Origin of the sequence: Brasilonema sennae CENA114, assembly GCF_006968745.1 — a bacterium.
GTDB lineage: Bacteria > Cyanobacteriota > Cyanobacteriia > Cyanobacteriales > Nostocaceae > Brasilonema > Brasilonema sennae.
The window spans coordinates 5,079,430-5,102,493 of the sequence record NZ_CP030118.1; the positions used below are offsets into that span (position 1 = coordinate 5,079,430).

General features: G+C 42.9%; 19 protein-coding genes. 8 read left to right on the plus strand and 11 right to left on the minus strand.

What is annotated here, in order from left to right:
- Positions 1 to 144 precede the first annotated feature (144 nt).
- Positions 145 to 795: a hypothetical protein gene (locus tag DP114_RS21305; RefSeq protein WP_171977072.1), complete on the plus strand. Its 651-nt coding sequence runs from the start codon at positions 145 to 147 to the stop codon at positions 793 to 795.
- A 168-nt stretch (positions 796 to 963) separates the two neighbouring features.
- Here DP114_RS21305 and DP114_RS21310 read toward each other — a convergent pair whose 3' ends face one another.
- Entirely contained in the window at positions 964 to 1,890 is a 927-nt protein-coding gene (locus tag DP114_RS21310) for a GNAT family N-acetyltransferase (protein WP_169264352.1), read from the minus strand.
- Between the two features lie 394 nt (positions 1,891 to 2,284).
- Here DP114_RS21310 and DP114_RS21315 point away from each other — a divergent pair, with 394 nt between their 5' ends.
- Entirely contained in the window at positions 2,285 to 2,923 is a 639-nt protein-coding gene (locus tag DP114_RS21315; protein WP_169264351.1) for a hypothetical protein, read from the plus strand.
- A gap of 72 nt (positions 2,924 to 2,995) precedes the next feature.
- On the opposite strand, the gene ilvB is transcribed toward DP114_RS21315, so the two are convergent.
- The 3 genes from ilvB to DP114_RS21330 form a co-directional block, all read right to left on the minus strand.
- A complete protein-coding gene (ilvB, locus tag DP114_RS21320) occupies positions 2,996 to 4,897 on the minus strand; it encodes a biosynthetic-type acetolactate synthase large subunit (protein ID WP_370469273.1) in 1,902 nt (633 codons plus the stop codon).
- A gap of 107 nt (positions 4,898 to 5,004) precedes the next feature.
- Positions 5,005 to 6,282, minus strand: coding sequence for an MFS transporter (locus DP114_RS21325; protein WP_169264357.1), 1,278 nt, complete (start codon positions 6,280 to 6,282; stop codon positions 5,005 to 5,007).
- A 132-nt stretch (positions 6,283 to 6,414) separates the two neighbouring features.
- Positions 6,415 to 6,987, minus strand: coding sequence for a hypothetical protein (locus DP114_RS21330; protein WP_169264349.1), 573 nt, complete (start codon positions 6,985 to 6,987; stop codon positions 6,415 to 6,417).
- Positions 6,988 to 7,461: 474 nt separating this feature from the next.
- On the opposite strand from DP114_RS21330, the gene DP114_RS21335 reads away from it, so the two are divergent.
- The gene (locus DP114_RS21335; protein WP_169264348.1) at positions 7,462 to 8,580 is read left to right on the plus strand and encodes a ferrochelatase; all 1,119 of its coding nucleotides are present in this window, start codon (positions 7,462 to 7,464) and stop codon (positions 8,578 to 8,580) included.
- Between the two features lie 68 nt (positions 8,581 to 8,648).
- Here DP114_RS21335 and DP114_RS21340 read toward each other — a convergent pair whose 3' ends face one another.
- The gene (locus DP114_RS21340) at positions 8,649 to 9,131 is read right to left on the minus strand and encodes a hypothetical protein (protein ID WP_169264347.1); all 483 of its coding nucleotides are present in this window, start codon (positions 9,129 to 9,131) and stop codon (positions 8,649 to 8,651) included.
- Between the two features lie 806 nt (positions 9,132 to 9,937).
- Here DP114_RS21340 and DP114_RS21345 point away from each other — a divergent pair.
- The gene (locus DP114_RS21345; protein WP_171977074.1) at positions 9,938 to 11,059 is read left to right on the plus strand and encodes a Gfo/Idh/MocA family protein; all 1,122 of its coding nucleotides are present in this window, start codon (positions 9,938 to 9,940) and stop codon (positions 11,057 to 11,059) included.
- A gap of 598 nt (positions 11,060 to 11,657) precedes the next feature.
- Positions 11,658 to 12,746: a glycosyltransferase family 4 protein gene (locus tag DP114_RS21350; RefSeq protein ID WP_171977075.1), complete on the plus strand. Its 1,089-nt coding sequence runs from the start codon at positions 11,658 to 11,660 to the stop codon at positions 12,744 to 12,746.
- A 302-nt stretch (positions 12,747 to 13,048) separates the two neighbouring features.
- Here DP114_RS21350 and DP114_RS21355 read toward each other — a convergent pair whose 3' ends face one another.
- Positions 13,049 to 13,594, minus strand: coding sequence for an NADPH-dependent FMN reductase (locus tag DP114_RS21355; RefSeq protein WP_169264344.1), 546 nt, complete (start codon positions 13,592 to 13,594; stop codon positions 13,049 to 13,051).
- A gap of 434 nt (positions 13,595 to 14,028) precedes the next feature.
- On the opposite strand from DP114_RS21355, the gene ftsH reads away from it, so the two are divergent.
- A complete protein-coding gene (gene ftsH, locus DP114_RS21360) occupies positions 14,029 to 15,933 on the plus strand; it encodes an ATP-dependent zinc metalloprotease FtsH (protein WP_171977076.1) in 1,905 nt (634 codons plus the stop codon).
- A gap of 106 nt (positions 15,934 to 16,039) precedes the next feature.
- On the opposite strand, the gene DP114_RS21365 is transcribed toward ftsH, so the two are convergent.
- Positions 16,040 to 16,609, minus strand: coding sequence for a M23 family metallopeptidase (locus DP114_RS21365; protein ID WP_246163390.1), 570 nt, complete (start codon positions 16,607 to 16,609; stop codon positions 16,040 to 16,042).
- Positions 16,610 to 17,471: 862 nt separating this feature from the next.
- On the opposite strand from DP114_RS21365, the gene DP114_RS21370 reads away from it, so the two are divergent.
- Together DP114_RS21370 and DP114_RS21375 are read left to right on the plus strand one after the other, a co-directional pair.
- The gene (locus DP114_RS21370) at positions 17,472 to 17,861 is read left to right on the plus strand and encodes a hypothetical protein (protein ID WP_169264342.1); all 390 of its coding nucleotides are present in this window, start codon (positions 17,472 to 17,474) and stop codon (positions 17,859 to 17,861) included.
- A 508-nt stretch (positions 17,862 to 18,369) separates the two neighbouring features.
- Positions 18,370 to 18,654 carry a hypothetical protein gene (locus tag DP114_RS21375; RefSeq protein WP_169264341.1) on the plus strand — a complete coding sequence of 95 codons (285 nt, stop codon included), beginning with the start codon at positions 18,370 to 18,372 and terminating at the stop codon, positions 18,652 to 18,654.
- On the opposite strand, the gene DP114_RS21380 is transcribed toward DP114_RS21375, so the two are convergent.
- The 4 genes from DP114_RS21380 to DP114_RS21395 form a co-directional block, all read right to left on the minus strand.
- Positions 18,635 to 19,132, minus strand: a complete 498-nt coding sequence (locus DP114_RS21380; RefSeq protein WP_169264340.1) for a hypothetical protein — start codon at positions 19,130 to 19,132, stop codon at positions 18,635 to 18,637. The genes DP114_RS21375 and DP114_RS21380 overlap by 20 nt on opposite strands.
- Before the next feature lie 14 nt (positions 19,133 to 19,146).
- The gene (locus DP114_RS21385) at positions 19,147 to 20,694 is read right to left on the minus strand and encodes a bifunctional aminoglycoside phosphotransferase/ATP-binding protein (protein ID WP_169264339.1); all 1,548 of its coding nucleotides are present in this window, start codon (positions 20,692 to 20,694) and stop codon (positions 19,147 to 19,149) included.
- A gap of 94 nt (positions 20,695 to 20,788) precedes the next feature.
- A complete protein-coding gene (locus tag DP114_RS21390; protein WP_169264338.1) occupies positions 20,789 to 21,466 on the minus strand; it encodes a 50S ribosomal protein L25/general stress protein Ctc in 678 nt (225 codons plus the stop codon).
- 81 nt (positions 21,467 to 21,547) lie between these two features.
- Positions 21,548 to 22,891, minus strand: coding sequence for an adenylosuccinate synthase (locus DP114_RS21395; RefSeq protein WP_171977077.1), 1,344 nt, complete (start codon positions 22,889 to 22,891; stop codon positions 21,548 to 21,550).
- Between the last annotated feature and the right edge of the window lie 173 nt (positions 22,892 to 23,064).

Sequence of the window (23,064 nt, forward strand, 5' to 3'; positions counted from 1 at the left end):
TGTACACGGTAGCCTTGATAAGGAGAGGGGTTGGGGCTAAATTTTTAAAGATTAGCAACTGATTACCCAAATTTACTCACAGCATGACAAAATCGATAGATTGACAAACTTGTATATGTAGAGATACAAAATAGAGGTTTTGGTGTGAGTACATTCTTATCTAGTGTCGCTGTCTTACTCTCGACTTTGGCTTTATTATGCAGTGGCTATACGGCTTACCAAGTTTTCACCCTACAACAGACGTTGAATGTTGCAAGTGCTGGTAGTAGGAACGCCACCATTTCTACCCCAAAAACTTCCAGTTCAGAAACTAGTACTGTTCCTCCTGACACGACATCTAAGTCACCAGAAGCGCCTGCGTCTTCATCTTCAACCACAACACCACAATCAACAGCTTCCACTGGTAGTGCTATAAAATCTGGTGAATTTGTACAACCTTCCTTTGGAAAGAAAGCAGAAGTAGAGTTACTATCGCTAAAGCGGATTAAAGATCCAGAAACAGGAAACCGTGATGTCGTGAATCTGCAGATGCGTATCCGTCGGCTTGCTACAGATGGAATTAATCCTGGTGAATCTGTAGGAGTCTACACCACAACAGCACGTAATCCAGATACAAGCGAAACCTATAAAGGAGTTGACGTCAAACGCTCAACGGGTAGTGTTGATCTATCTTCTTTGCGTCCTCAAGCTTCAGCTGATGCTTATGTCTGGTTAAGAATTCCTGAAGGTGTTAACAGCATAGACGTTTTTGTTCCAGATACTGCGGCATTTAAAAATGTGCCAGTTTCTAATTAGTCCTGAGTCTTACAGCCATTTCCAGGTAAATAGACCACAGTCGTGGGAGTGAATGACATTGCACCTCTACAAACGGTGTGGTTCATTTAGGTGAAAACTGCTGTAAGTGATGAGTCCTGAGTTGTAAGACGTAGATACTCACAACTCAGAACTGAAAACTCAGTAGTTTTACTTCATCGAATAGCGGTATTCTCGTCTTGAGGCAAACTGTCTATATCCAGCACGTTGAAAGGCGTGAACCATTGGTACATTCACAGTGTCGGCGTCGCTACGGATGCGTACAGCACCGTTGGACTTAAGGGTGAGAGTTCCCTGCTGTAGCAAATCATTGACGTAGCCTTGTCCCCGGTGTTCTGGAACTACACCAATAAACCCAATGATAGCTCCACCGTCGTTTTCTGCTGGCATAATTAAACCTACAAGAGTTTCGTCCTGGGTGTAAGCTAGTTGCCACCACGTCGGGTTGTACTTGAGAGCCTTCGACGTATGAAAGCGTTCCAGTGCTTCTTGCTCTAAACCTAGTTTAGCCTGGTCATGCAAGATGGAACGATCCAGAGTTTGTGACGACACTTGCATGATGCCGTGAATGAAAGCATCTTCACCAACCTGATTAAGCGAACGGAAAGTCAGCCGATTTGATAGCGTTATCTGAGTCTGAGTATCTTTCCACTCAAAGCGAATCGTTTCTCTATTTAGAGAGAATCCAAACTTTTCCAACAGCTCAATTCGTTTCTCAAGGTATGTGGAGTAGGGTGATGGAATATCGAGTTGATACTCCATACTGTCACTATCATGAAGCTGCAACTGTGTCAAGCTTTGTTGTAAAAGCTGTGTGCCGACTGCAAGATAGTTGGCGTTCCAAGGGAGTTCCAAAAAATCACAAATGAAAGGCTTGCCGAGTGATGGTAAACTCCAGTAAACAATACGCCCGACGAACTCTCCTGCTTCTTCAGCGACAAAGCACCACTCCGGGCGAACGTAGCCTTCATCCCACATATCTCTCAAATAATTGAGAAAATGCTCGTTTAGATCAGCTTGTTCACTGAAATTAGCGAAGACTTCCAGTTCCTCGCGGCGAATAGGGCGAATATCCATGATGAATCTCCTAAGACTGTAGCGATAGTTACTTGTTTGCTGAAAGTCATCATAGGTATCACCCCCTGAGTATAAATATAATGATGGTCGGTAGAGGAATCTACCATTTCCTCAATAATAACACAGGGTGAGCATTGCCCACCTTAGAGAAAACCCCTGTAAGTGATGAATCCTCAGTTGTAATACTAAATCCGCTGTTAATACCCACCTATGTTGTAGAGACATTACATTTGCGTGTTCTACATTAAATGTCTTTGACCTCATACGCAAAAAAATACTAGGTAATTTGGCAACAAAAGGCACATTCTCTGCGTCATGATAAGGAGTATGGAGGCACCCCTCATTTATGGGTACTGTACGAAGGTTATCGATCTTACTCAAAGTGTAATGAACTATGTTTAATTGGTTAAAAAGAATCTTATCTGTATTCCTGATTGCTCTGATAATCACACTTCATCTGAGCTTTACTTCAGCAGCACCTGCATTTGCTTCTACTCCTTTGGACTTTATATCGCCAAAGTATATTGAGAAACTCCTATTCAATAAGCAGCTTGTTAAAGATGCAAAAAACTTTCTGGAAATAACGCCGGAAACGATTTGTAGGGCTTACTCCGATAAGTTAACGGGCACTGATAATTCGACTTGGGAAGCGATTGAGAAAGGAGCAATCTCAACCTTCACAATTACTAAGGCGGTTGCATCTGCTTCTACCGCAGGTGCGGGGGCGTTGGCTGGTTATGCCGGAACCGCATCAGCCGTTTCTCAGTTGGGATTAGGCGGTCTAACAACTGCACTAGCTGGAATGATGGGTAGTAGCGTTGCGGGAGCAGCCGCAACTGCAGTTGTCACATCAGCAGTTGGAGGTCCACTTGTTATGGGCGCACTTCTTGTGGGTGGTACAGGTGCTGTTGCTTTCGGCAGTGATAAATTGTTGAGGTTGGGCTTTGAACATTTGGGCAACTGGGCGGAAAGCTACTGTAGCTTGTCTGCTGCTTTCAAATCACATGATGATGTAGCAATCGCTGCTCATTGAGAGGTCAAAACGTTGCAAATATAAGGGTGAGCATTGCCCACCCTACACAATTATTCTTGAACCACAATCGCTCTACAACTTCGTACCGCACTCAGGGCAGAAGTTATTATTCGGCAGGTTTTTCGCACCGCAGTTGTTGCAGAAAACTGGCTCTAGCGAAGCTTTCTGTGGCTGACGTGGTAAGCCAATCATCTGAGCGTTGCTCTTTCCAGGAGCGATCATTGGGTAACAGTTTTCGTCTCTGGTCACGTGGACATTGACGATAACTGGACCAGGGTGTGCTAGCATTTCGGCGATCGCATCTTTCAACTCCTCTCGGCTTGTGATCACCATGCCCTTGATGCCATACGCCTTTGCCAAAAACTCAATATCTGGCATTCCCACTTCCATATTCGAGCAGGAGTAACGCTCGCCGTAGAAGGCTTGTTGCCATTGGCGCACCATTCCCTGCCAGCCGTTGTTTAGGATAACTGTCTTGACATTGATACCATATTGTGCGGCTGTTCCCAGTTCCTGTAAATTCATTTGGAAACTGGCATCACCGCTAATACAGATGACTTCTTGATCCGGAACCCCCACCTTCGCGCCTATTGCTGCGGGTAAACCGAAACCCATCGTTCCCAAACCACCACTGGAAATCCAGCGCCGTGGACCATTGTTGAGGAATTGTGCTGCCCACATTTGATGTTGACCAACATCTGTTGTGTAATAGGCGTCGGGTCCTTGGCGACCAATTTCTACAATCACCTCTTGCGGTGAGATACTGTCAGCATGGTGTGGCACCTCCAGAGGATATTCTTCCTTCCAGCGGTTGATCAGGTTCAGCCATTCTTGGGTTTGGCTCGGTATGGTGTTGACACCTGTTTGCTGACAGCGACGTAACAAATCAGTCAGTACTTTCCGTACATCACCAACGATAGGTACGTCTGGAACGCGGTTCTTACCTACCTCTGCAGGATCGATATCAATGTGAATGACCTTAGCACGGGTAGCGAATTCATCCAACTTACTTGTAACGCGGTCATCAAATCTTGCACCAACACAAATCAGCAAATCACAATCTGTGACAGCAAAGTTAGCGTATGCGGTGCCGTGCATTCCCAGCATTCCTACAGAAAGGGGATGATGTTCGTCAAAAGCACCGATACCCATCAACGTTGTGCTGACGGGGATATTAAACATTTCTGCCAGTTGTTTCACTTCTTCGTGGGCACCAGAGGCGATCGCACCTCCACCCACATACAACAAAGGACGGCGACTTTCGCGGATTAATTGTATTGCTGCACAAACCTGCCGTGGATTACCCTTCACCGTGGGACGATACCCTGGTAACTTCACTTTTCCCGGTTCCACAGGCACGTAGTCAAATTCTTCAAGCGCCACATCCTTGGGAACATCAATCAAAACTGGTCCCGGACGTCCAGTGCTAGCGATGTGGAAGGCTTCAGCAACAATTCGCGCCATATCTTTAACGTCACGCACCACATAGGAGTGCTTGACGATTGGTAGCGTGATTCCGTAAATATCAGTTTCTTGGAACGCGTCCGTACCGATAACCGCCCGTGAGACCTGTCCGGTGACAATAACCATCGGGATTGAGTCCATATAGGCGGTGGCGATACCCGTCACTAGATTCGTCGCCCCAGGACCTGAAGTTCCAAAGCACACTCCTACCTTCCCCGTAGCACGGGCATAACCATCGGCGGCGTGTGCTGCACCTTGTTCGTGTCTTACCAAAATGTGCTTAATCTCACCACCTGCAGCTTCTACTTTGTACAGATCGTCGTAAATCGGCAGGATTGCACCACCAGGATAACCAAAAATATACTCAACGCCGTGTCGCTGGAGACTATCAAGCAAAGCAAAACCACCTGATGCACGCCTGGGCGTCACGACGGGCGAGATCAAAATGTTGGAGATGCTCTGATTTTCGGTTTGTGGGAGACTAATTTGAGAAGGCGAACGCACAGTCAAACCTCACGCAATAGCTAAGTTAATGCTAACTCTTTGTAGTTAAAACTTCATTTTAGTTTAAAAGCTTAGTACAATGGCGACAAAATTTGCTGTAAAAAGTAGAAAATTCATTTTAGAAAAATGTCTCGCAATACTCGACGACTGTTTTGCCAAGCCCAAACGCCTACAATCATCACGACAATACTCATTCCCACAAGCACAATTCTTAACCCATGCGACCCAAGAGCATCAGTGAGTGGACCAGTGATTGCCAGTGGTACTGAGAGGGCTATGTTCACGGCATGATTTTGAAACCCAAACACTTTACCATGCATTGTGGGTGGTGTTTGTTGTTGAATCAGAGTTTGCATTGGTACCCCAATGAAAGCCGCGCCTATACCCAACAATGCACAAAGTGCTAAAGCTAAGAGCAAGTTGTTAGTAAAACTGAATACTCCTAAAACCAGCGCCATAATTAAAAACCCAATTAGGGGTAAGGGCTTGCGCTGAACTTTTTCACCCCAGTTACCTAAAATCGCTGCTCCTAAAACCATACCTATCCCAGCTGCTGCCAAGAAAAAGCCAAATTGTTTTTCTTCTAAGCCAAACTTTGTTGCTAATCTGATAGCCAGTACTGTTAATGCTGCAAACACACAGTATAATGTCGTCAGTTGCAGCATAGCATTCAACACAAGACGGTTTTTCTTGAGATAACGCAAACCCTCTTTAAAGTCAGCCCAAGCATTGATGGCTGGTTGATTGTTGTCAAAAGATACCTTGTCTCTAAAATTAATGGGTTGCATGACGCCCGCAGACAACAGGTACAATCCTGCTACGATCAGTTCTTGACCATATCTTGCTCCTATTGAGTTTTTCGCCCAACTTAAGATTGGCTCCCCCACAGCAAAGCCAACAATTAAAGCTCCCATCATTGTGCTGCTAAACAGCGCATTGGCTGCCATCAAATTTTCTTTTTTAACCAACTGCGGAATAGCAGCTTGCTCAGCGGGTGCAAAAAACTGCGTCACAGTGGAGATGGCAAAAGTTACGATCAGCAGAATAACAAACTCTCGTGGCAAAAAAGGAATACACAGCGTTAATAGCCCGCGCACGATATCAGAGCCAACCATAATGAGTTTTTTTGGGAAGCGGTCAACAAAGATACCACCCGCAGAACCAAATAAGACTGCTGGTACTGTAAACGCCACCATCAACGTCGAGTACTTTGAGTTTTGCGCTAATCCAGCAGGGGCTGGGTAGTTCTCAAGCAGAGCAATTATCAAAACAAGAAAGACTTTATCTGCTAATTGGGATACCAATTGCCCAATCCACAGCAGCATAAAACCACGGTTTTTGAGAATCGCAGTAAACCCTTTATTAACAGCAGCAGGTTCAGTTGGAAACATTAGAATCTTTTGAGATAGCAACTCGTCATCGTCAGGGAGGAGTAAAGGAAGTGGGGAAGCAGGGGAACTGATGACTCCCATTACCCCTCATCTTCCATTACTCATTCCTACTTGGTAAATCTGTTTTCCGGACTAGTTATCTTCATAATGCTTTAAAAGCAAGTGCAAAAACTCAGCCGCACTCAGACGCTGTTTTGGCGGTGATTCGCTAAAACAAGAGTCTAAACAGTAGCCCTGAACACTTTGGGGCGATCGCCACATTTGCAGATGGTCAACCGGCGGATCTGCACAAAAGTTATTCTGCCCACTTCCCAGCATAGAAGAACTCCAGTGGGTGAAATAATCATGACTCATCCGATGGATCGGAAAATTTCCCCACATAGGAACTCCCCATCCATCTATAGCAATAAAAGCTTTGACATAACCGCCAATTTCTTGCCATTTATGAGCAGCGAGTATCGCCCCAACAACACCAGCACTAAAGCTAATGAATACAACCGGCGATTCTATCCTATCCTGCAAGTGTTTGTGTAAAAATTGCCATAAATGAAATCCTGATAAAGCTAAACCACCCTCACCAGGAAACATCAGTACATCTACTGCTTTTTTCTTTTTGGCTTCATCTGTAAGTTGGTCTATCCACCCTGATACAAAACATTGAGTGAAAAGTGACTCATGAATTCCAGGGCAAATAATTATACTCATCTCTTCTTCTATTAGCAGCTTTTTCCTCTAGCTATGTATAGATACTAGTTATAAAGAAAACATTAATAACCATACTTTCTCGTATATGTAACGGTTTGCAATATTCAAAAAAAGATTCAACCTGTTTGAATTCAGCAAAGCGGTAAGTCGTCCTTATAATTAACAACTCAACATATCAATCCCAGTCTATCAAGCGCTACACAATTTGCGGAACAAGTATATGTCAAGCCTCTAAAGTCATTTTTAGTCATTGTTGTGTTTCTATCTTCGGTAGTAAATAGAGGGTAGTCATGATAACTACAACTCATATTTACTTTTTTATCCTATCCCCCTGGATAGGATAAAATTTGACGAGTATGGAAAACAACAAGACCTAAGGGTGCTGAACCATGAGTACCAAGATTGAAGTGGAAATCATCAAAGGACTCATTGCTTAGGTACTCAGAACTTTTGAAGTTGTATTGAGGAACAATTGTGGTTGCTACACCAGAAAAACTAGATTCAACGCATGAGCGATCGCCCAGTCAACAACGAGTAGCAGTATTACTCATGGGTTACGGTGAAGTCGAAAGCTACGAAGATTTCGCTAACTATAATGAACAAGCCTTAAATCTCCTGACAGCAAAATTTGCACCCGTCCCTACTTGGGTGTATCCTCCCTTGGCAAAGCTTTTGGCATTATTTGACCGTCATGAGTGGGGACATCAGCACCATGATTTTATTTCCCCACACAACGCTATTTTTGAAAAACAACGTGCTGGCATTGAAAAAGACCTACAAGCCAAGTGGGGTGAAGGTGTTCAAGTTTTTAAAGCCTTCAACTTTTGCGCTCCCTTCCTACCCAAACAAGTCCTGGCAGAAATCAAAAATCAAGGTTTTGACAAAATACTCATCTACCCACTGCTTGTTGTAGATTCCATCTTCACCAGCGGTATTGCTATAGAACAAGTCAACAACGCTTTATCCGAGATAGCAGAGGGTGATGAGCATTGGGTGAAAGGACTGCGCTACATCCCCTCGTTCTACAATGAACCAGCTTACATCGACTTGATGGCGCATCTAGTCGAAGAGAAAATTACAGCTGACTTAGCCAGTGCTTACCTACCTTCTCAAATTGGCATTGTGCTGATGAACCACGGTTGTCCCCATAAAGCCAAAGGATTCACCTCTGGGATTACCGAAAGTCAGATACTCTACGACTTAGTCCGCGACAAGTTAATCTACCGCTACCCTCTGATTTCTGTCGGATGGCTCAACCATGACACACCCTTGATTGAATGGACGCTGCCAAATGCTCAACAAGCAGCAAAAAACCTGATTCAATTAGGTGCCAAAGCAATTGTATTTATGCCGATTGGTTTTGCGACAGAAAACCATGAAACTCTACTGGATGTACACCACATCATTCATGCCTTAGAGAAAAAGCATTCTGATGTAAACTACGTGCAGATGCCTTGCGTTAACGACGATCCTGAGTTCTTATACATGGCAGCCCAGTGGGCAAATGCTCATATTAACGAGTTGTTGTCAGAAGAAACTGTGGCAATTAATCCGCAGTTATCCGTTGCACATCATCATCACCATCATCATTAAGGTGTAGGGTGGGCAACATGTTGCCCACCCTACTGGTGCTCTTTGCACGAATGACATTTTAAGTTTAATTAGGTTGAGGTACTTATTCTCTTTGTTGAAAAACCTAACTGTTGCTGAATTTTGATTGTATCCTCATATAAGTCTGTAACTCTAGAATCAAAACTAGGACAACTAATATCAGGAGACGTTTGTTCTTTATACTTGACTTTAGTCGTTGTACCGAACGACGCACTTTTCACACAAGGGGTAAATGGTACATTTTCTAGTGGCTGGGCAGTTTTTATATCCTCAAAAAATCTCTTACTTAGCCCAGATGAAACTTCACCCTTGCCCGTTTTGTTACAAACAGTGTAAGTTGCTGCTCCACCAGGTAAAACAGAAATTGTGTAAGGGCAGGTATTCGTTGAGGCAGAATTTTCGATAACCGCCTTACCTCCACTAACTTCAGAGTTTTCAGTTTGTGCCAAAATTTTCCCTGACGTAAAACTCAAGACCATACTTAGCAAAACTGATCCGAGAATAATCCCGTAGAAACTAAAAGCTTTTTTCATTCTTACAAATAAAATAGAAGTGTTTAATGATGAAACTTATATATAGGAATCCGGTTTGGTTTCTGTTCGCGCTTCGTGGCGTATCTCTTACACCAGACGACGCTCGATAGCGGTGCTAGCCGTGACAGCACCCGCTAGCCACACGAACTCGTTGAGGTAAGGAACGCTGAACATAAACTGTACTGAATTCTCTTCAAAAATCAAGTAGGAATCCTATAGTCAAAAATTATATCTTATGTTTTTTCTTTGTAAGTAGATCAATATAAAAAAACATAAAACTACGATTCTTGCAATTGCTACCTTTCAAGAAGCCCCCTCCGGGGTCTACCCTCCATCCTTTGGGGATGACCTATGCCGCTACATTTTTCCTAGACAAAACCGGACAACCTTGGCGCAAAGCTCTGCGGGGGAAGCTTCCCCCGCAAGACTTTGCAAAAAAGGCGGATTTTTATGTCAAGAAGCACGAGTAATTGAGAATTTCCGCCTTTTTTGCCCCCTCCACAGATACTTGTGGAGGCTTCACGAGTACTCGTGGGGGAAGGAAGTCCTGTTTTGTTATGGTTTCACCCAACCCTGCTTAGAAAAAATCTGCTACCTCTGTGTCGCCAGAAGGATGGAGCAAAAGTCATTAATTTCTATCCTCAAAGTCATAGAGAACAGATTGGATTGCAGGACAAATAATTCAAGATTGTTAAAAAAATAAGAGGTGTAAGGATGCACAGCCGCACTTCCTTGCACTGTACAAAAGTAAAGGGAATTCAAATCCCTACACTCTAGAAAAAATAACTACATTAGGAGGTTGATTAATGACAGTGACAAACGGCAAGCGTAAAATTCGCTACGCGGTTGTAGGACTGGGTTGGATTGCCCAAGAAGACGTCTTACCTGCTTTTGCTCACACCGAAAATTCACAACTGGTTGCCTTGTTTTCAGGAGATCCAATCAAGCGTCAAAAACTTGGCAAGCATTATGGAGTAAAAACTTACTCTTACGAAGAGTATGACAACTACCTTAAAAGTGGTGAAATAGATGCAGTTTACATCGCCTTGCCTAACCATCTCCACTGTGATTATACTATGCGTGCAGCAAAAGCTGGTGTTCACGTGCTTTGCGAAAAGCCAATGGCTGTGACAGAACAAGAGTGTGAGGAGATGATTCGCGCTTGCCTTGAAAACAAGGTAAAACTAATGATTGCCTACCGTCTGCATTTTGATAAAGCAAACATGCTGGCAGTAGAAATTGTTAATTCAGGCAAAATTGGTAACCCCCGCATCTTTAACTCCGTATTTTCTCAACAAGTTGTTGGAGATAACGTGCGGTTAAAAGAACCAATCTCCAATGGTGGTGGTTCCGTTTACGACATGGGGACATACTGCATCAATGCTGCCCGCTATCTATTTCAAGATGAACCTATTGAAGTTGTTGCCCTAAGCGCAAGCATTGGAGAAAAGCGTTTTGAGAAAGCCGACGAAATGACCAGCGCCCTAGTGCGTTTTCCTGGAGAGAGAGTGGCAATATTTATCTCTAGCTTTGGCGGGGCACCAGTTTCTACTTTTCAGGTTGTAGGTACAAAAGGCGACTTGCGGATGGATTCTGCATACTCTTATCAAGACGAATTGAAGCAACAAGTTACCATCAATGATGAAACGCAGGAACAATCTTTTCCTGCTGGAGACCAGTTTGCAGCAGAAATTATTTACTTTTCAGATTGCGTGATCCTAGATAAAGATCCAGAACCTTCTGGAGAAGAAGGGTTAGCTGATGTTCGCATTATTCGTGCAATCAATCAATCAGCACAAACAGGTCAGGCTGTGCAATTGGGTGAATTCAAGCGACAACACAGACCAAACTCAGACCAAGTCATTCAGTGTCCAGAGAGTGAACACCCAGAATTTGTTAACGCAGCAGACCCCTCAGGTCAGTCGTAAATAGTTCATTCTCTTCTCAAGCAAATAAGGGCGATGGCAGGGAATGCGGATCCCTTTAGGGCGCGCCAAGGGCGATCGCTGCTTGCAGTAATGACTTTATATAGCAATCCTATCTGAGTTGTGAACAGTTGGTTTTGACTGTTGAACGCCAGACGCCTAGGTCAGGAAGCCTTCATATATTCGCGCTGGCTCCTGTTAACAGTTGACACTCAACACTCAACGTCAAGAGTCTTAACTCAATATTTACAAATCATTTAGGACTGCTATATCTATTTCTTTTGTTATATTCTTTTTGAAGTTTGAATGCAAGTGACAATAAATCTCAGTTTTTCTCTAAAGTTTCATCAATCAAGAGAAATAAATTATTTTTTAATTATAATTTTGATTAATCACAAAGATATATTTGTGGACTCAAAGAATAACTTCTCTACCTAGGATAGACATAAAAAATTTAAACATACATCTAAACTTATTATTAAATTAATTCTATACTTTGTCCACCAACTTAGTTCTCACACATTTGAGTATCTGGAAATCTTTCATTGGATAAGAGAGTATCCACTTTCCATTTAAAACTTAACTTTTTGGGAGGGTTTTTATGCGAATTGCTCAAGTAGCTCCACTCTGGGAAAGAGTGCCACCTACAACTTATGGCGGTATAGAATTAGTTGTTGGACTTTTAACTGATGAATTACTCAAACGTGGACATGAAGTGACGTTATTTGCATCAGGAGATTCTATCAGTTTGGCAAAGCTAGAATCCGTTCATCCTCGTGCTCTACGACTTGATAAAACTGTGAAAGAATACGGCATATACGATATGCTGCATTTAGGTCGAATATATGAGCAAGCTAACGAATTTGATATTATTCATTCTCACATAGGATGTATCACCTTAAGCTACGCTAGTCTGGTAAAGACGCCGACTATTCACACGTTGCACGGAATTTTTACTCCTGACAACGAAAAGATGTTTCAATACGCAAAAAATCAGCCTTACGTTAGTATTTCTGATGCACAAAGAGAAGAAAGGTTAGGGCTGAATTATGTAGCAACAGTTTATAACGGGATTGATGTTAGCAGTTATAAATTTTATCCCCAACCTGATGACCCGCCATATTTGGCGTTTCTAGGTCGAATTTCTCCAGAGAAAGGAACGCACTTGGCGATAGAAATTGCCAAACAAGCAGGCTGGCGCTTGAAGATGGCGGGTAAGGTGGATGTCGTTGATATGGGATACTTTGAAAAAGAAATCAAACCTTTGATTGATGGTAAGCAAATTGAATATTTGGGTGAAGCCAACCATAGGCAAAAAAATGCTTTGATGGGAGGTGCGGTAGCAACCCTATTCCCGATTACTTGGCGAGAACCGTTCGGGTTGGTTATGATTGAATCAATGGCATCTGGTACTCCAGTGATTGCGATGAACCTAGGGTCTACAAAAGAGGTCATTGCTGAGGCTAAAACAGGTTTTCTCTGCAACAGCGTTGAAGAATGCGTGAGTGCTGTGAGCAAGGTTGCAGGATTAGACCGCTCTGACTGTCGGGAGTATGTCTGGAATCGTTTCAGTGTTCAGAATATGGCTGAGGGCTATGAAGCAGCTTATCATAAGATTCTGACGCAACGGTTTGCTCGCAGTAACGGACATTCGCAGCAATCCGGCCCCTTACATTTTTACGCACGCTAAATCTGGGCAATCGTATAAAAAATAGCGAGCATCTAACGAATAGGTTCAGTGCTTGGTGACGCTATCACCACTCAAAAATTCAAATACAGCACGCGTCACCTCACCAGAACAAGCGTGTTCAAAGTAGCGTCTCCAGACCAATAGCGTTTGCAAGAGCGCCATCGGTCTTCCCCGGAGGATTGCCCGAATTTACGCAGCTTTACCCAAACTCTAAAAGCGCTGTAAAATTGACTTTAAGGCAGCATTGAGTCAAGAAAATAATCAAATGACAGGGTTAAGAAAGCTTGTGGGCGAAAAATAAGTTAATCAACACCTCGTAACTTCCGTGTGTTCTCAACTAAACTCTGAGCAAATTGCTCGAGACGTTGAGAGAGTTTCTCATCTAATAACTTACCTTCAGGGCTAAATGCTTTCCAGGCTTGCCCAATTGCTACCTGCTCTGGAATAGACCATGCGTGTACCCATCTAAGGATTACTCTCAAATCATTGAGTGCATTGTTATTAGATTGACCACCCAAAATGCTGATAAATCCTGCGACTTTACCTGCTAAATGGTCAAAGCTCATTAAATCAAGAGCATTTTTCAGGACACCGCTTACACTACCGTGATATTCAGGTGTAACCAAAATTAAACCATCAGCACGTGTAAAAGCATCTTGTAGCCTTTTCACATCTGGGTAATCTGGATAATCGTCCCCTCCATCACAAAATGGTAGGTTCATTTTGCGCAAATCAAGAACTTCTACTTCTGCACCTAGTTCCTGTGTTTTTTGCGCTGCTAATTCTAAAGCCAATTGGCTATAAGAATCTGGTCGTAAGCTACCAGCAATGCCTACTATCCTTACCATAACTGAATCCTCAAATTGTGTTTTAATTTACAAATTTTGCCTTAGTGTATATTGACATTCAAACACTGATTAGTTTGCAAAATGTAATCATTACGAGTATGATTTAATTATAGCTATTTGTGACGTAATATGCCAAATTCCAATAGGCAGACAATTCCATGCTAAAGAGCCAGAAAAATAACAAAGATAAAATGTAAACCTAAAAGTACTACTTCAAAAGGCTTTTGAGCGTCATAGTCTAACCTGTGAGGAAACAACGAGCATCTAATTAGGCGTCTAACGCAGTTATTGGGTATTGCAAGGAAAAACTTATTGTTTGCTTTTTTTGGAAGCTACACTAGAAAATTAGACACCCCTGATATCTACTCTTGGTAGAGGAAAAGGCATAAAAACGAGTGCTCGAAATTAAGAGCAGCAAGCAAAGGGTAATTATTATGAAAAATTTTGAGAAAAAGACATCGAGAAAACAGCAGCCTGCAAAGCGTGCTGCCTTGACTGGAGCGCTAGCAGCCAGTTTAATCATGTTGCCAGGAATATTAGGGGGGACTCCTGCATTAGCACAAAAAGCAGAGCAAGAGTCTCTATCTTATGGTGAATTAATCAAGAAAATAGACAATAAAGAAGTCAAAAGAGTAGAGCTTGACGAAACTGACCAGCTAGCAAGGGTTTATCTAAACGGACAAAAGCAAGGTGAACAACCGATACAGGTGCGGCTTTTAGAACAAAACAGCGAGCTAATTAATAGACTAAGAGAAAAGAATGTTGACTTTGGCGAGGCTCCCTCTGCCAATAGTAAAGCGGCTGTAGGACTTTTGCTCAACCTAATGTGGATCTTGCCACTAGTTGCTTTGATGTTATTGTTCCTCCGCCGCTCTAGTAATGCCTCTAGCCAAGCAATGAACTTTGGAAAAACCAGAGCTCGTTTCCAGATGGAGGCAAAGACTGGAATCAAATTTGACGATGTTGCAGGTATTGAAGAAGCCAAGGAAGAACTGCAAGAAGTCGTGACTTTCCTCAAACAACCAGAAAAATTTACTGCTGTGGGCGCACGCATTCCCAAAGGAGTGCTGTTAGTGGGACCTCCGGGAACAGGTAAAACACTGCTTGCTAAAGCGATCGCCGGTGAAGCAGGCGTACCGTTCTTCAGTATTTCCGGCTCAGAGTTTGTAGAAATGTTTGTGGGTGTGGGCGCATCCCGTGTGCGTGATTTATTCAAAAAAGCAAAAGAAAATGCTCCCTGTCTGATATTTATCGATGAAATCGACGCTGTAGGACGCCAAAGAGGTGCAGGTATCGGTGGTGGAAATGATGAACGGGAACAAACCCTTAATCAACTGCTCACCGAAATGGATGGTTTTGAAGGTAACACTGGTATTATTATAATTGCCGCCACCAACCGTCCAGATGTGCTGGATACCGCGTTGCTTCGACCCGGACGGTTTGACCGACAAGTGATTGTAGATGCACCAGATCGAAAAGGTCGTCTGGAAATTTTAAAAGTCCATGCCCGTAATAAGAAAGTTGATCCATCCGTTTCCTTGGAACTTATTGCGCGCCGCACCCCTGGTTTTACAGGAGCAGATTTAGCAAACTTACTCAATGAAGCAGCAATTCTGACAGCACGTAGACGTAAAGATGGTATCACACAGCTAGAAATAGACGATGCTATTGATAGATTGACAATTGGGCTGACCCTTAACCCACTACTGGATAGCAAGAAAAAGCGGTTGATTGCCTATCATGAAATTGGACACGCTTTATTGTCTACACTTCTGGAAAATGCTGATCCTTTAAATAAGGTGACAATTATTCCCCGTTCTGGTGGAGTAGGTGGTTTTTCTCAGCAAATTCTCAACGAAGAAATGATTGACAGTGGGCTTTATACTAAAGCTTGGCTGCACGATAACATCATCATGACTTTAGGAGGAAAGGCAGCAGAAATAGAGGTATTTGGCGAAGCTGAGGTCACAGGTGGAGCTAGCAACGACCTAAAAGTTGTAACAAACCTTGCTCGTAAGATGGTGACTATGTATGGTATGTCTGAGTTAGGGTTAGTAGCTCTAGAAAATCAGAGTAGTGATGTTTTTCTTGGTCGAGATTGGATGAATCGCTCTGAATATTCAGAGGAAATGGCGACTAAGATTGACCGACAAGTGCGAGAAATGGCAGTTGTTTGCTATAGAAAAGCTCGTCAAATTATTCGTGAAAATAGAGCTTTGCTAGATCGCCTTGTCGATTTGCTTGTCGAACAGGAAACAATAGAGGGCGAGCAATTTCGTAAAATTGTCTCTGAATATACTCAACTGCCAAAGAAACAACAGTTGGTTGTATCTGGTTAGATGAAGTCTTGAGTTCTAAATGCTGAGTCATTCTCACTTAAGACTCAGCATTGAGTTATCAGTTATCAGTAGTTTGTTCACTGACAACTGATAACTCTTCACTGACTTAATATCCCGAATCTCCTACAGCTTTTGATTCCTGAATGATGACTTGTGACTGTTGAGAAGTCCAACCCTGCGATGAACTCCTAGTAATTTGCTGCTGGGAGAACATTTCTCGAAGAACCATTGCTGGATCGACATATTGTTTAGCATACTTGAGTCCCCAATGAACGTGAGGACCTGTGGTTCGTCCGGTCATTCCTACTCGACCAATTCTCATACCAGCGCTTAGTTGCTGACCTTCTGCAATTTGAATTCCACCTGTTCTATCTACTAGATAACGGCGATTATCTACAGTTTCAACTTGTCCTTCCATGTGACAGTAGGTGTGTTCCCATTCGCCAGATTGAATGACTATATAACTTCCGCAAGCATTACGATCGCCAACCTTAATCACCGTACCTGTCCACCAATTGCGAATGTAACTCCCTTGTGGCGCGGCGATATCTAAGCCACTGTGAAATTCTAAATTAGAACCGCCAGTTGCAGAACGACGGTAGCCAAATGCGGATGTGTAGGACTGAAAATGTTCTACTGGAAAAGACGCTGCTAACCAATTGTTAGCTCTTGCTATCTTCTTGGAGTTTAATTCTACAGATGGTTTTGTTTTGGGCGTCTGAGAATGTTCTACAGCAATTGAGGCTGCTAAACGATTCTTGGGTGTTGCTATCTGCTTGGAGTTCAATTCCACAGATGGTTTTGTCTTGGGCGTCTGAAAATTTTCGACGGCTATTGAGGCTGCTAACCGATTCTTGGGTGTTGCTATCTGCTTGGAGTTCAATTCTACAGCTTCTACTGATTTTAATTTGGTCAATAGAGTGATAAAGCTGACAACACCTAATCCTAGTATAGATAGACTGACTACGGAAAGTGCTACTGTTTGTCGCCACTTACTCATTTTTTAATCCTCTAGCTCTTACTACATATCCATAAATTGATGTAAATTTCAGCCGGATCAAAGATTGAAATTTTGATTAGGAATTGACATTTGCTTTGGAGTGGGTTCACCCTGTGCACCACGACGATAAAAAGCGTATATTTTTTACTGATTCATCGAAATATATCTACCTTGAAAATATTGATCTGTCAAGTTATTTACAAAAATAGTATTTTTTCAGGTATCAAAATTACTTGATTTCTTTGATAATCAAAAACATAAAATACTTTTTAATTTCATTAGCATTTTAGATGCCTTTGAGCAGTGATGATTTGTTGATAGTTCAGTGCTCAAGTAGCTAGTTATCATTAACCAGAAAATCAAAGTATTGATAATGACATTTTTTGGTTACGTATATACTGAGTGGATAAAAATGTAAACCTGTGCACAATAAAATGTCATAGTGAAAAAGTTGCAAATAAGTAAAAATGCTGTTAGGTTTATCGTTATCATTGGTTAAACTTCCCAAATGCACCCTCCACAAGACTTCCACTAAGCCATGCTGACTGAAATATTGCCTTTGGGCTTTGAGTTAGATAAAATCGCGATCGCCGGAGCAACTTTGTGGTCTTTGGCGCTGTATCTTGGTTTATCCCCAGTCAGGGAATGGGTGATACTGCAATTGAACCGTTGGTTTAACTTTGCTGAGCGATCGCTCTACATCAGTCAATCAGAATTTGAAAAAACAAGAAAGGCAAGAGAATCACAAAATGCTTTTTACGCCTCAGTTTTCAGTATCCTGCCCTTTCTGGTCATTGGTACCCTACTCAATTGGGGAGTGCAAATTAGTTTAGGTTCGAGCTGGGCAATTAGCATGGGGATACTTGCTTGTATGGGTTGTGGCGTGTATGAATTAGGACGAAGAGATGGGGAGTCTTCTGGGAAATAGCAACAAAACAATTTAGCGATCACCGAAGTTTTGTTAGCGTATTTCTGTGTGTAATACGTCCATGCACGCAAGCAAGACAGCAATGATCATCATGGAAACCACATTCCACACCTTGCATTTTTACATAGTAGAATCACTATTATTTATAGCAGGGAACGCTTAACAGACTTTCAAGTCTCTTGGTGACCGTGTTTTCTCATTAGTTCGTGTCCTAATCTACCTGGCAACTGCTATAACTGATTTTTGAGTCGTTAATAATAGTGTTTGACTATAGATGAGATGCTAATAACATTGTTTTGACACGCGTATTCCTACTCATCAAAGAGTATGGATAATGCGCTAATATTAATAGTTTGACAAATATAGCAAAGTATGTGTAAAAAAAGAAAATCAGCAGGATCAAATTTTATAATGTATAAATAAAACCAAAGTTAACTTATGCAGGAATCAGGTGCAAAGTTAACAATTGCTTCCATACTTAAAAATTGTGATTTATTCAGGCAAAAACATGCCAACAAACCTCATAGTTCTCATTGGTGCACTGTTTGTCGCGTATATAGTCTTCCGGGCTTTGCTCAGTTTATTGCAAACAGCGATCAGTACCGCGATCGCCATTTTAGTTATCGTCGTTATCTTGATGTTTTTTGGTTTCAGTCCTCAAGATCTGATGCGAGAAATCAACAACTTACCTCAAATTCTGAGCCAATTCATCAAAGAAGTGAAGAAAATACTCGGCTTGTCAGCAATCCCGACTTACAGTCGGGAGTTGCTGACTATTTTTCCCAAAATTTGAAATTAAAACTTCCAGGACGACGACGAAAACGTCGAGTGGTTTTCTTAACTTGGCGTTTGTTTGATTTTTCACCAGAAACTTCAGCTTCGTCAGTTTGTTCTAGATCTTCCTGTGGTAGTTGAGTTCTTGATTCTTCCTTGCTTTGCCACCAAGCAATCGTCCAGCCGCCGCCTATACCAGCGATCGCACCCAAGAAAATACTCATAGGTGGTTGATACCCTGCGAACACAAAGCCAAGTAAGAAAAATAACCAATACTTCAAGCCCGCGTCAACGCCCTCAGAGGTCGCTACTGTAGATGACTGGGGTCCACTTTTGGTTGATGCTGTCACCCAGCCCAAGGCGAAACCACCCAATACACCTAGAAAAATACTGAGGGCTGGATCGTATCCAGTACTCAAAAAGACAAGTGTAAAAAATAACCCTAATAAGATTTGAGTGACGAAGTTTGGTGAAAAGTTGAGTTTTGGTGGTGCCATAAGATGTAGCCTACCTATTGGCGAATGACATTCTTTAATTGTGCCTCTATTGGTTGAGTTGTATCCACAATTTTAGCCAGTGATTTTTCTTTTTCTGTCAAGGGTTCAGCTTGCTGAAGTTGAGACGCTAATAAATCAGCCGTTGCATCAGCAATATCACCAGTACGGTTATTCAGTCGTTGTTCCAAAACTTCTGATGGTGCTGTGCAAGAGATAATTTCTAGGGGAAGTTGATGTTCAACAGCAGCGGCGATCGCCTGTTCACGTAACTGCTGTCTGTCATACTTGGCATCCAAAATCACCACATAACCTGCTTTTGCCAACAAAATTCCTAATTCCAACAGCCGCGTGTAAGTTTTCTCAGTCATTTCGGGTGTGTACAAATCATCACCACCGCGTTTCATCAACGGAATTCCCGCCAAATGTTTTCGCACTGCATCCGAACGAACGTGAATCGCCCCCAATTGACGAGCTAAATATCGCGCTGTTGTACTTTTACCAGAACCCGACAAACCGGACATCAAAATCACTCGTCCCTGACGTGGTTTCGTATATTCCCAAGCCTGCTTATAATAATTAGCTGCTTTTTTGCTCACTTCCTCCTTAACAGAAGCAGGCACACTTGGGTCATCTAATAAAAATGAAGTCACCTTTGCCCTAACATAAGATTGACGGCTTAAATAAATGGGCAACACCTGCAACCCTTCCCAATCGCCAGTCACTTCAAGGTAAGTATTTAAATAAGCATTACTCAAATCTGGACGTTGCTGACCTTCCAAATCCATCACAGCATAAGCAACATCAAACATCACATCGACAAAGCGAAACGGCTCATTAAACTCGATGCAGTCAAACAGCCAAATTTTATCACGCCACAAACAAATATTGCCTAAGTGCAAATCCCCGTGGCATTCTCGAACATAGTTGTTTTGAATTCTCTTCTTAAAGAGTTCGCCACGTTCAGCAAAAAATTTATCTGTGTCTTGCTTTGTTTCCTCAAACTGCTTCTGCGTCTGGGGACCATTAATATATTTTTCCGTTTGCTCGTAATTTTCGTCAAACGCAGCCCGAATTTGGGACACCTCACCAAAAGAGCGAATGTAATCATTGGTTACTGTTTTGGTATCATGATACTCAGCGACGACTCGTCCCAACTCTTCCACAAGTTCCTCAGTTAACCGACCCTGCTCAAACATTTTGCTAAACAGCGCATCTGTGGGGAACTGGAGCATTTTCAACACATATTCCACAGGTTCTCCCGTTCCTCCAAGTTGGTACTTTTCCCCTACTTGAGTCACCGGGAACACCTCCAAATAAAGTTCCGCAGCACCGCGCTGATTTAAACGCAACTCCTCCTGACAAAAATGTCCCCGCTTCTCTAAAGTGGAATAATCCAAAAAGCCAAAATTCATCGGCTTTTTCACTTTGTATGCATAATCTCCAGTCAACAGCACATAAGAAATATGCGTCTGAACCAATTCAATAGGTTCCTTCACCTGATGCGGATAAAACTCAGGCTGCAACATTTGCTGAATTAAAGGGGGAATAGAAACTTCTGTCATTTCTTCTTGGCGTCCTTGGCGTCTTGGCGGTTAAAATCTAAGATACAAAAAAACCAGAGGTAACCCCCTGGTCTTCTTCGTAACTATATCAAATTTAAGCTTGTTCTGATGTTGCCGATTCTGACTGTTCCTCACCCTCAGTTTCAGTCTCACCCGCCTCAGCCGCCTCAGCCGCCGCAGCCTCAGCCTCAGCCTCATCCTCAGCCTTAGCATCAACTTGTGGGGGTAAAATTGTAGCGATCGCCTGCTCAGAATCACCCAAATATGTCACATTTTCAGGTAAATTGAGTGCGTCAACATACAAAATATCTCCCACGTGCATATTGGAGACGTCAACCGAAATCGCTTCCGGAATATTTTCCGGTGCACAACGCAGCGACACGACTGTAAATTGTGTATCCAATACACCGTTTTCTAGCTTCACACCTACTGGTTCTCCGACAAAACTCACAGGTACTTCCACATCTGTGTCACCGTGACCTGCAACGGCAAAAAAGCTCAGGTGGTAAGTTGTACGTTTTGCGGGATGAGACTGAACTTCCCGTAGCAGGGTTTTTCCCCGCCAAGGAACATCAGTAATATTAAGGTCAATCAAAGTATTATTAACCGAAGCTTTGATGAGCAGGCGTTCAACAACCTTAGCATCAAGGACGAGAGAAATCGCTTCGGTACCTTTATGACCGTACAAATGCGCGGGGATTTTTCCAGAACGGCGCAAAGCATTGGGCTTAGTGCCTTCTGGTCGCTTCTGACAATCGACTGTTAGCTGCATTTTTCGCTTTTAGATTTTAGATTTGAGATTTTGATAGTATCACTTAGTACGGGCACAAGGCATTGGGCTGTATTGTTCGCTCTAAGCACTCAGCAACGAAGCAGGTGTACCATCCTGGTGCAATAAACCACGTTTTGGACCGTGGATGGGGTCTTCAACAATGATAGTTTGGTCGCGGCTTGCTCCTAAGGAGACAATTGCGATCGGCACTTCTGTTAATTCTGCCAAAAATTTCAAATAGTCTAGCGCTTGCTTGGGCAATTCTTCTAAAGTACGGCAATCACTTGTTGAAGTTCTCCATCCTGGCATGGTTTTGTAGATAGGACGACACCGGGCAAATTTACGGGCGTTGCTAGGAAAGTGTTCGCTGCGTTCCCCATCGATTTCGTAAGCAACACAAACTTGAATTTCCTCCAATTCGTCGAGGACATCAAGTTTGGTAATTGCTAGACAATCCATACCATTGATGCGGACAGCATAGCGACCGATGACTGCATCAAACCAGCCGCAACGCCGCCTACGTCCGGTGGTTGTCCCAAATTCAGCACCACGCGTGCATAAGACTTCTCCCATTTCCCCGTCTATTTCTGTGGGGAAAGGTCCCTCGCCTACCCGAGTGGTGTAAGCCTTCGCTATCCCAATCACTCGGTCAATCATTGTCGGTCCTAACCCGGTACCAACACAAGCCCCACCCGCCACTGGGTTAGAGGAAGTCACATACGGGTATGTCCCATGATCCAAGTCGAGGAGGGTACCTTGCGCCCCTTCAAACAAAATGTTGCGCCGTCTCTGAATTGCATCGTATATTTTTAAGGACGTATCAACAACATACGGTCGCAGGCGTTCTGCATACCCCAAGTACTCGTCAATCACTTGTTTGGGGTCTAATAGTGGCAAGTTGTAAAGTTTTTCTAAAATGACGTTTTTATAATTGATTGTCCACTCCAACTGTTCACGGAGTCCCTCAGGGTTCATCAAATCTAATACCCTGATACCAGTCCGCTCTGATTTATCAGCATAGGTTGGACCAATTCCACGACCAGTTGTGCCAATTTTATAACTTCCTCTTCGCTCTTCCGATGCCTGGTCAATCAATCGGTGGTAAGGCATCGTAACATGAGCCGTCTCAGAAATCAGCAGATTGCGAGTGGAAATACCAAGTGCTTCTAGTTGGTCAAGTTCTGCGATTAAAACCTGTGGATCTATCACTGTTCCACAGCCGATCATGCACTCGGTTTTTGGATACAAAATACCAGAGGGAATCAAGTGCAGCTTGAAGGTTTGACCGTTGACTACAATTGTGTGTCCAGCATTGACGCCCCCTTGGTAACGTACAACAACATCTGCGGAGCGACTAAGTAAGTCTGTTATTTTACCTTTTCCTTCATCGCCCCACTGGGCACCTATAACAATTACGTTAGCCAAGTGTTTATTAAAATTCTAAAGTTTGCACAAAAAACTATTTATAGCAATTTTTATGCACTTTGTCAAATGTTTTAGAAGTCTAAATATCATAATGCTTACATTTTTTTCTTTCCAGGACTTACGCAAAGGAAACGTAGTTGTGTCATTGCGACGTAAGGAAACAATCTCACAAT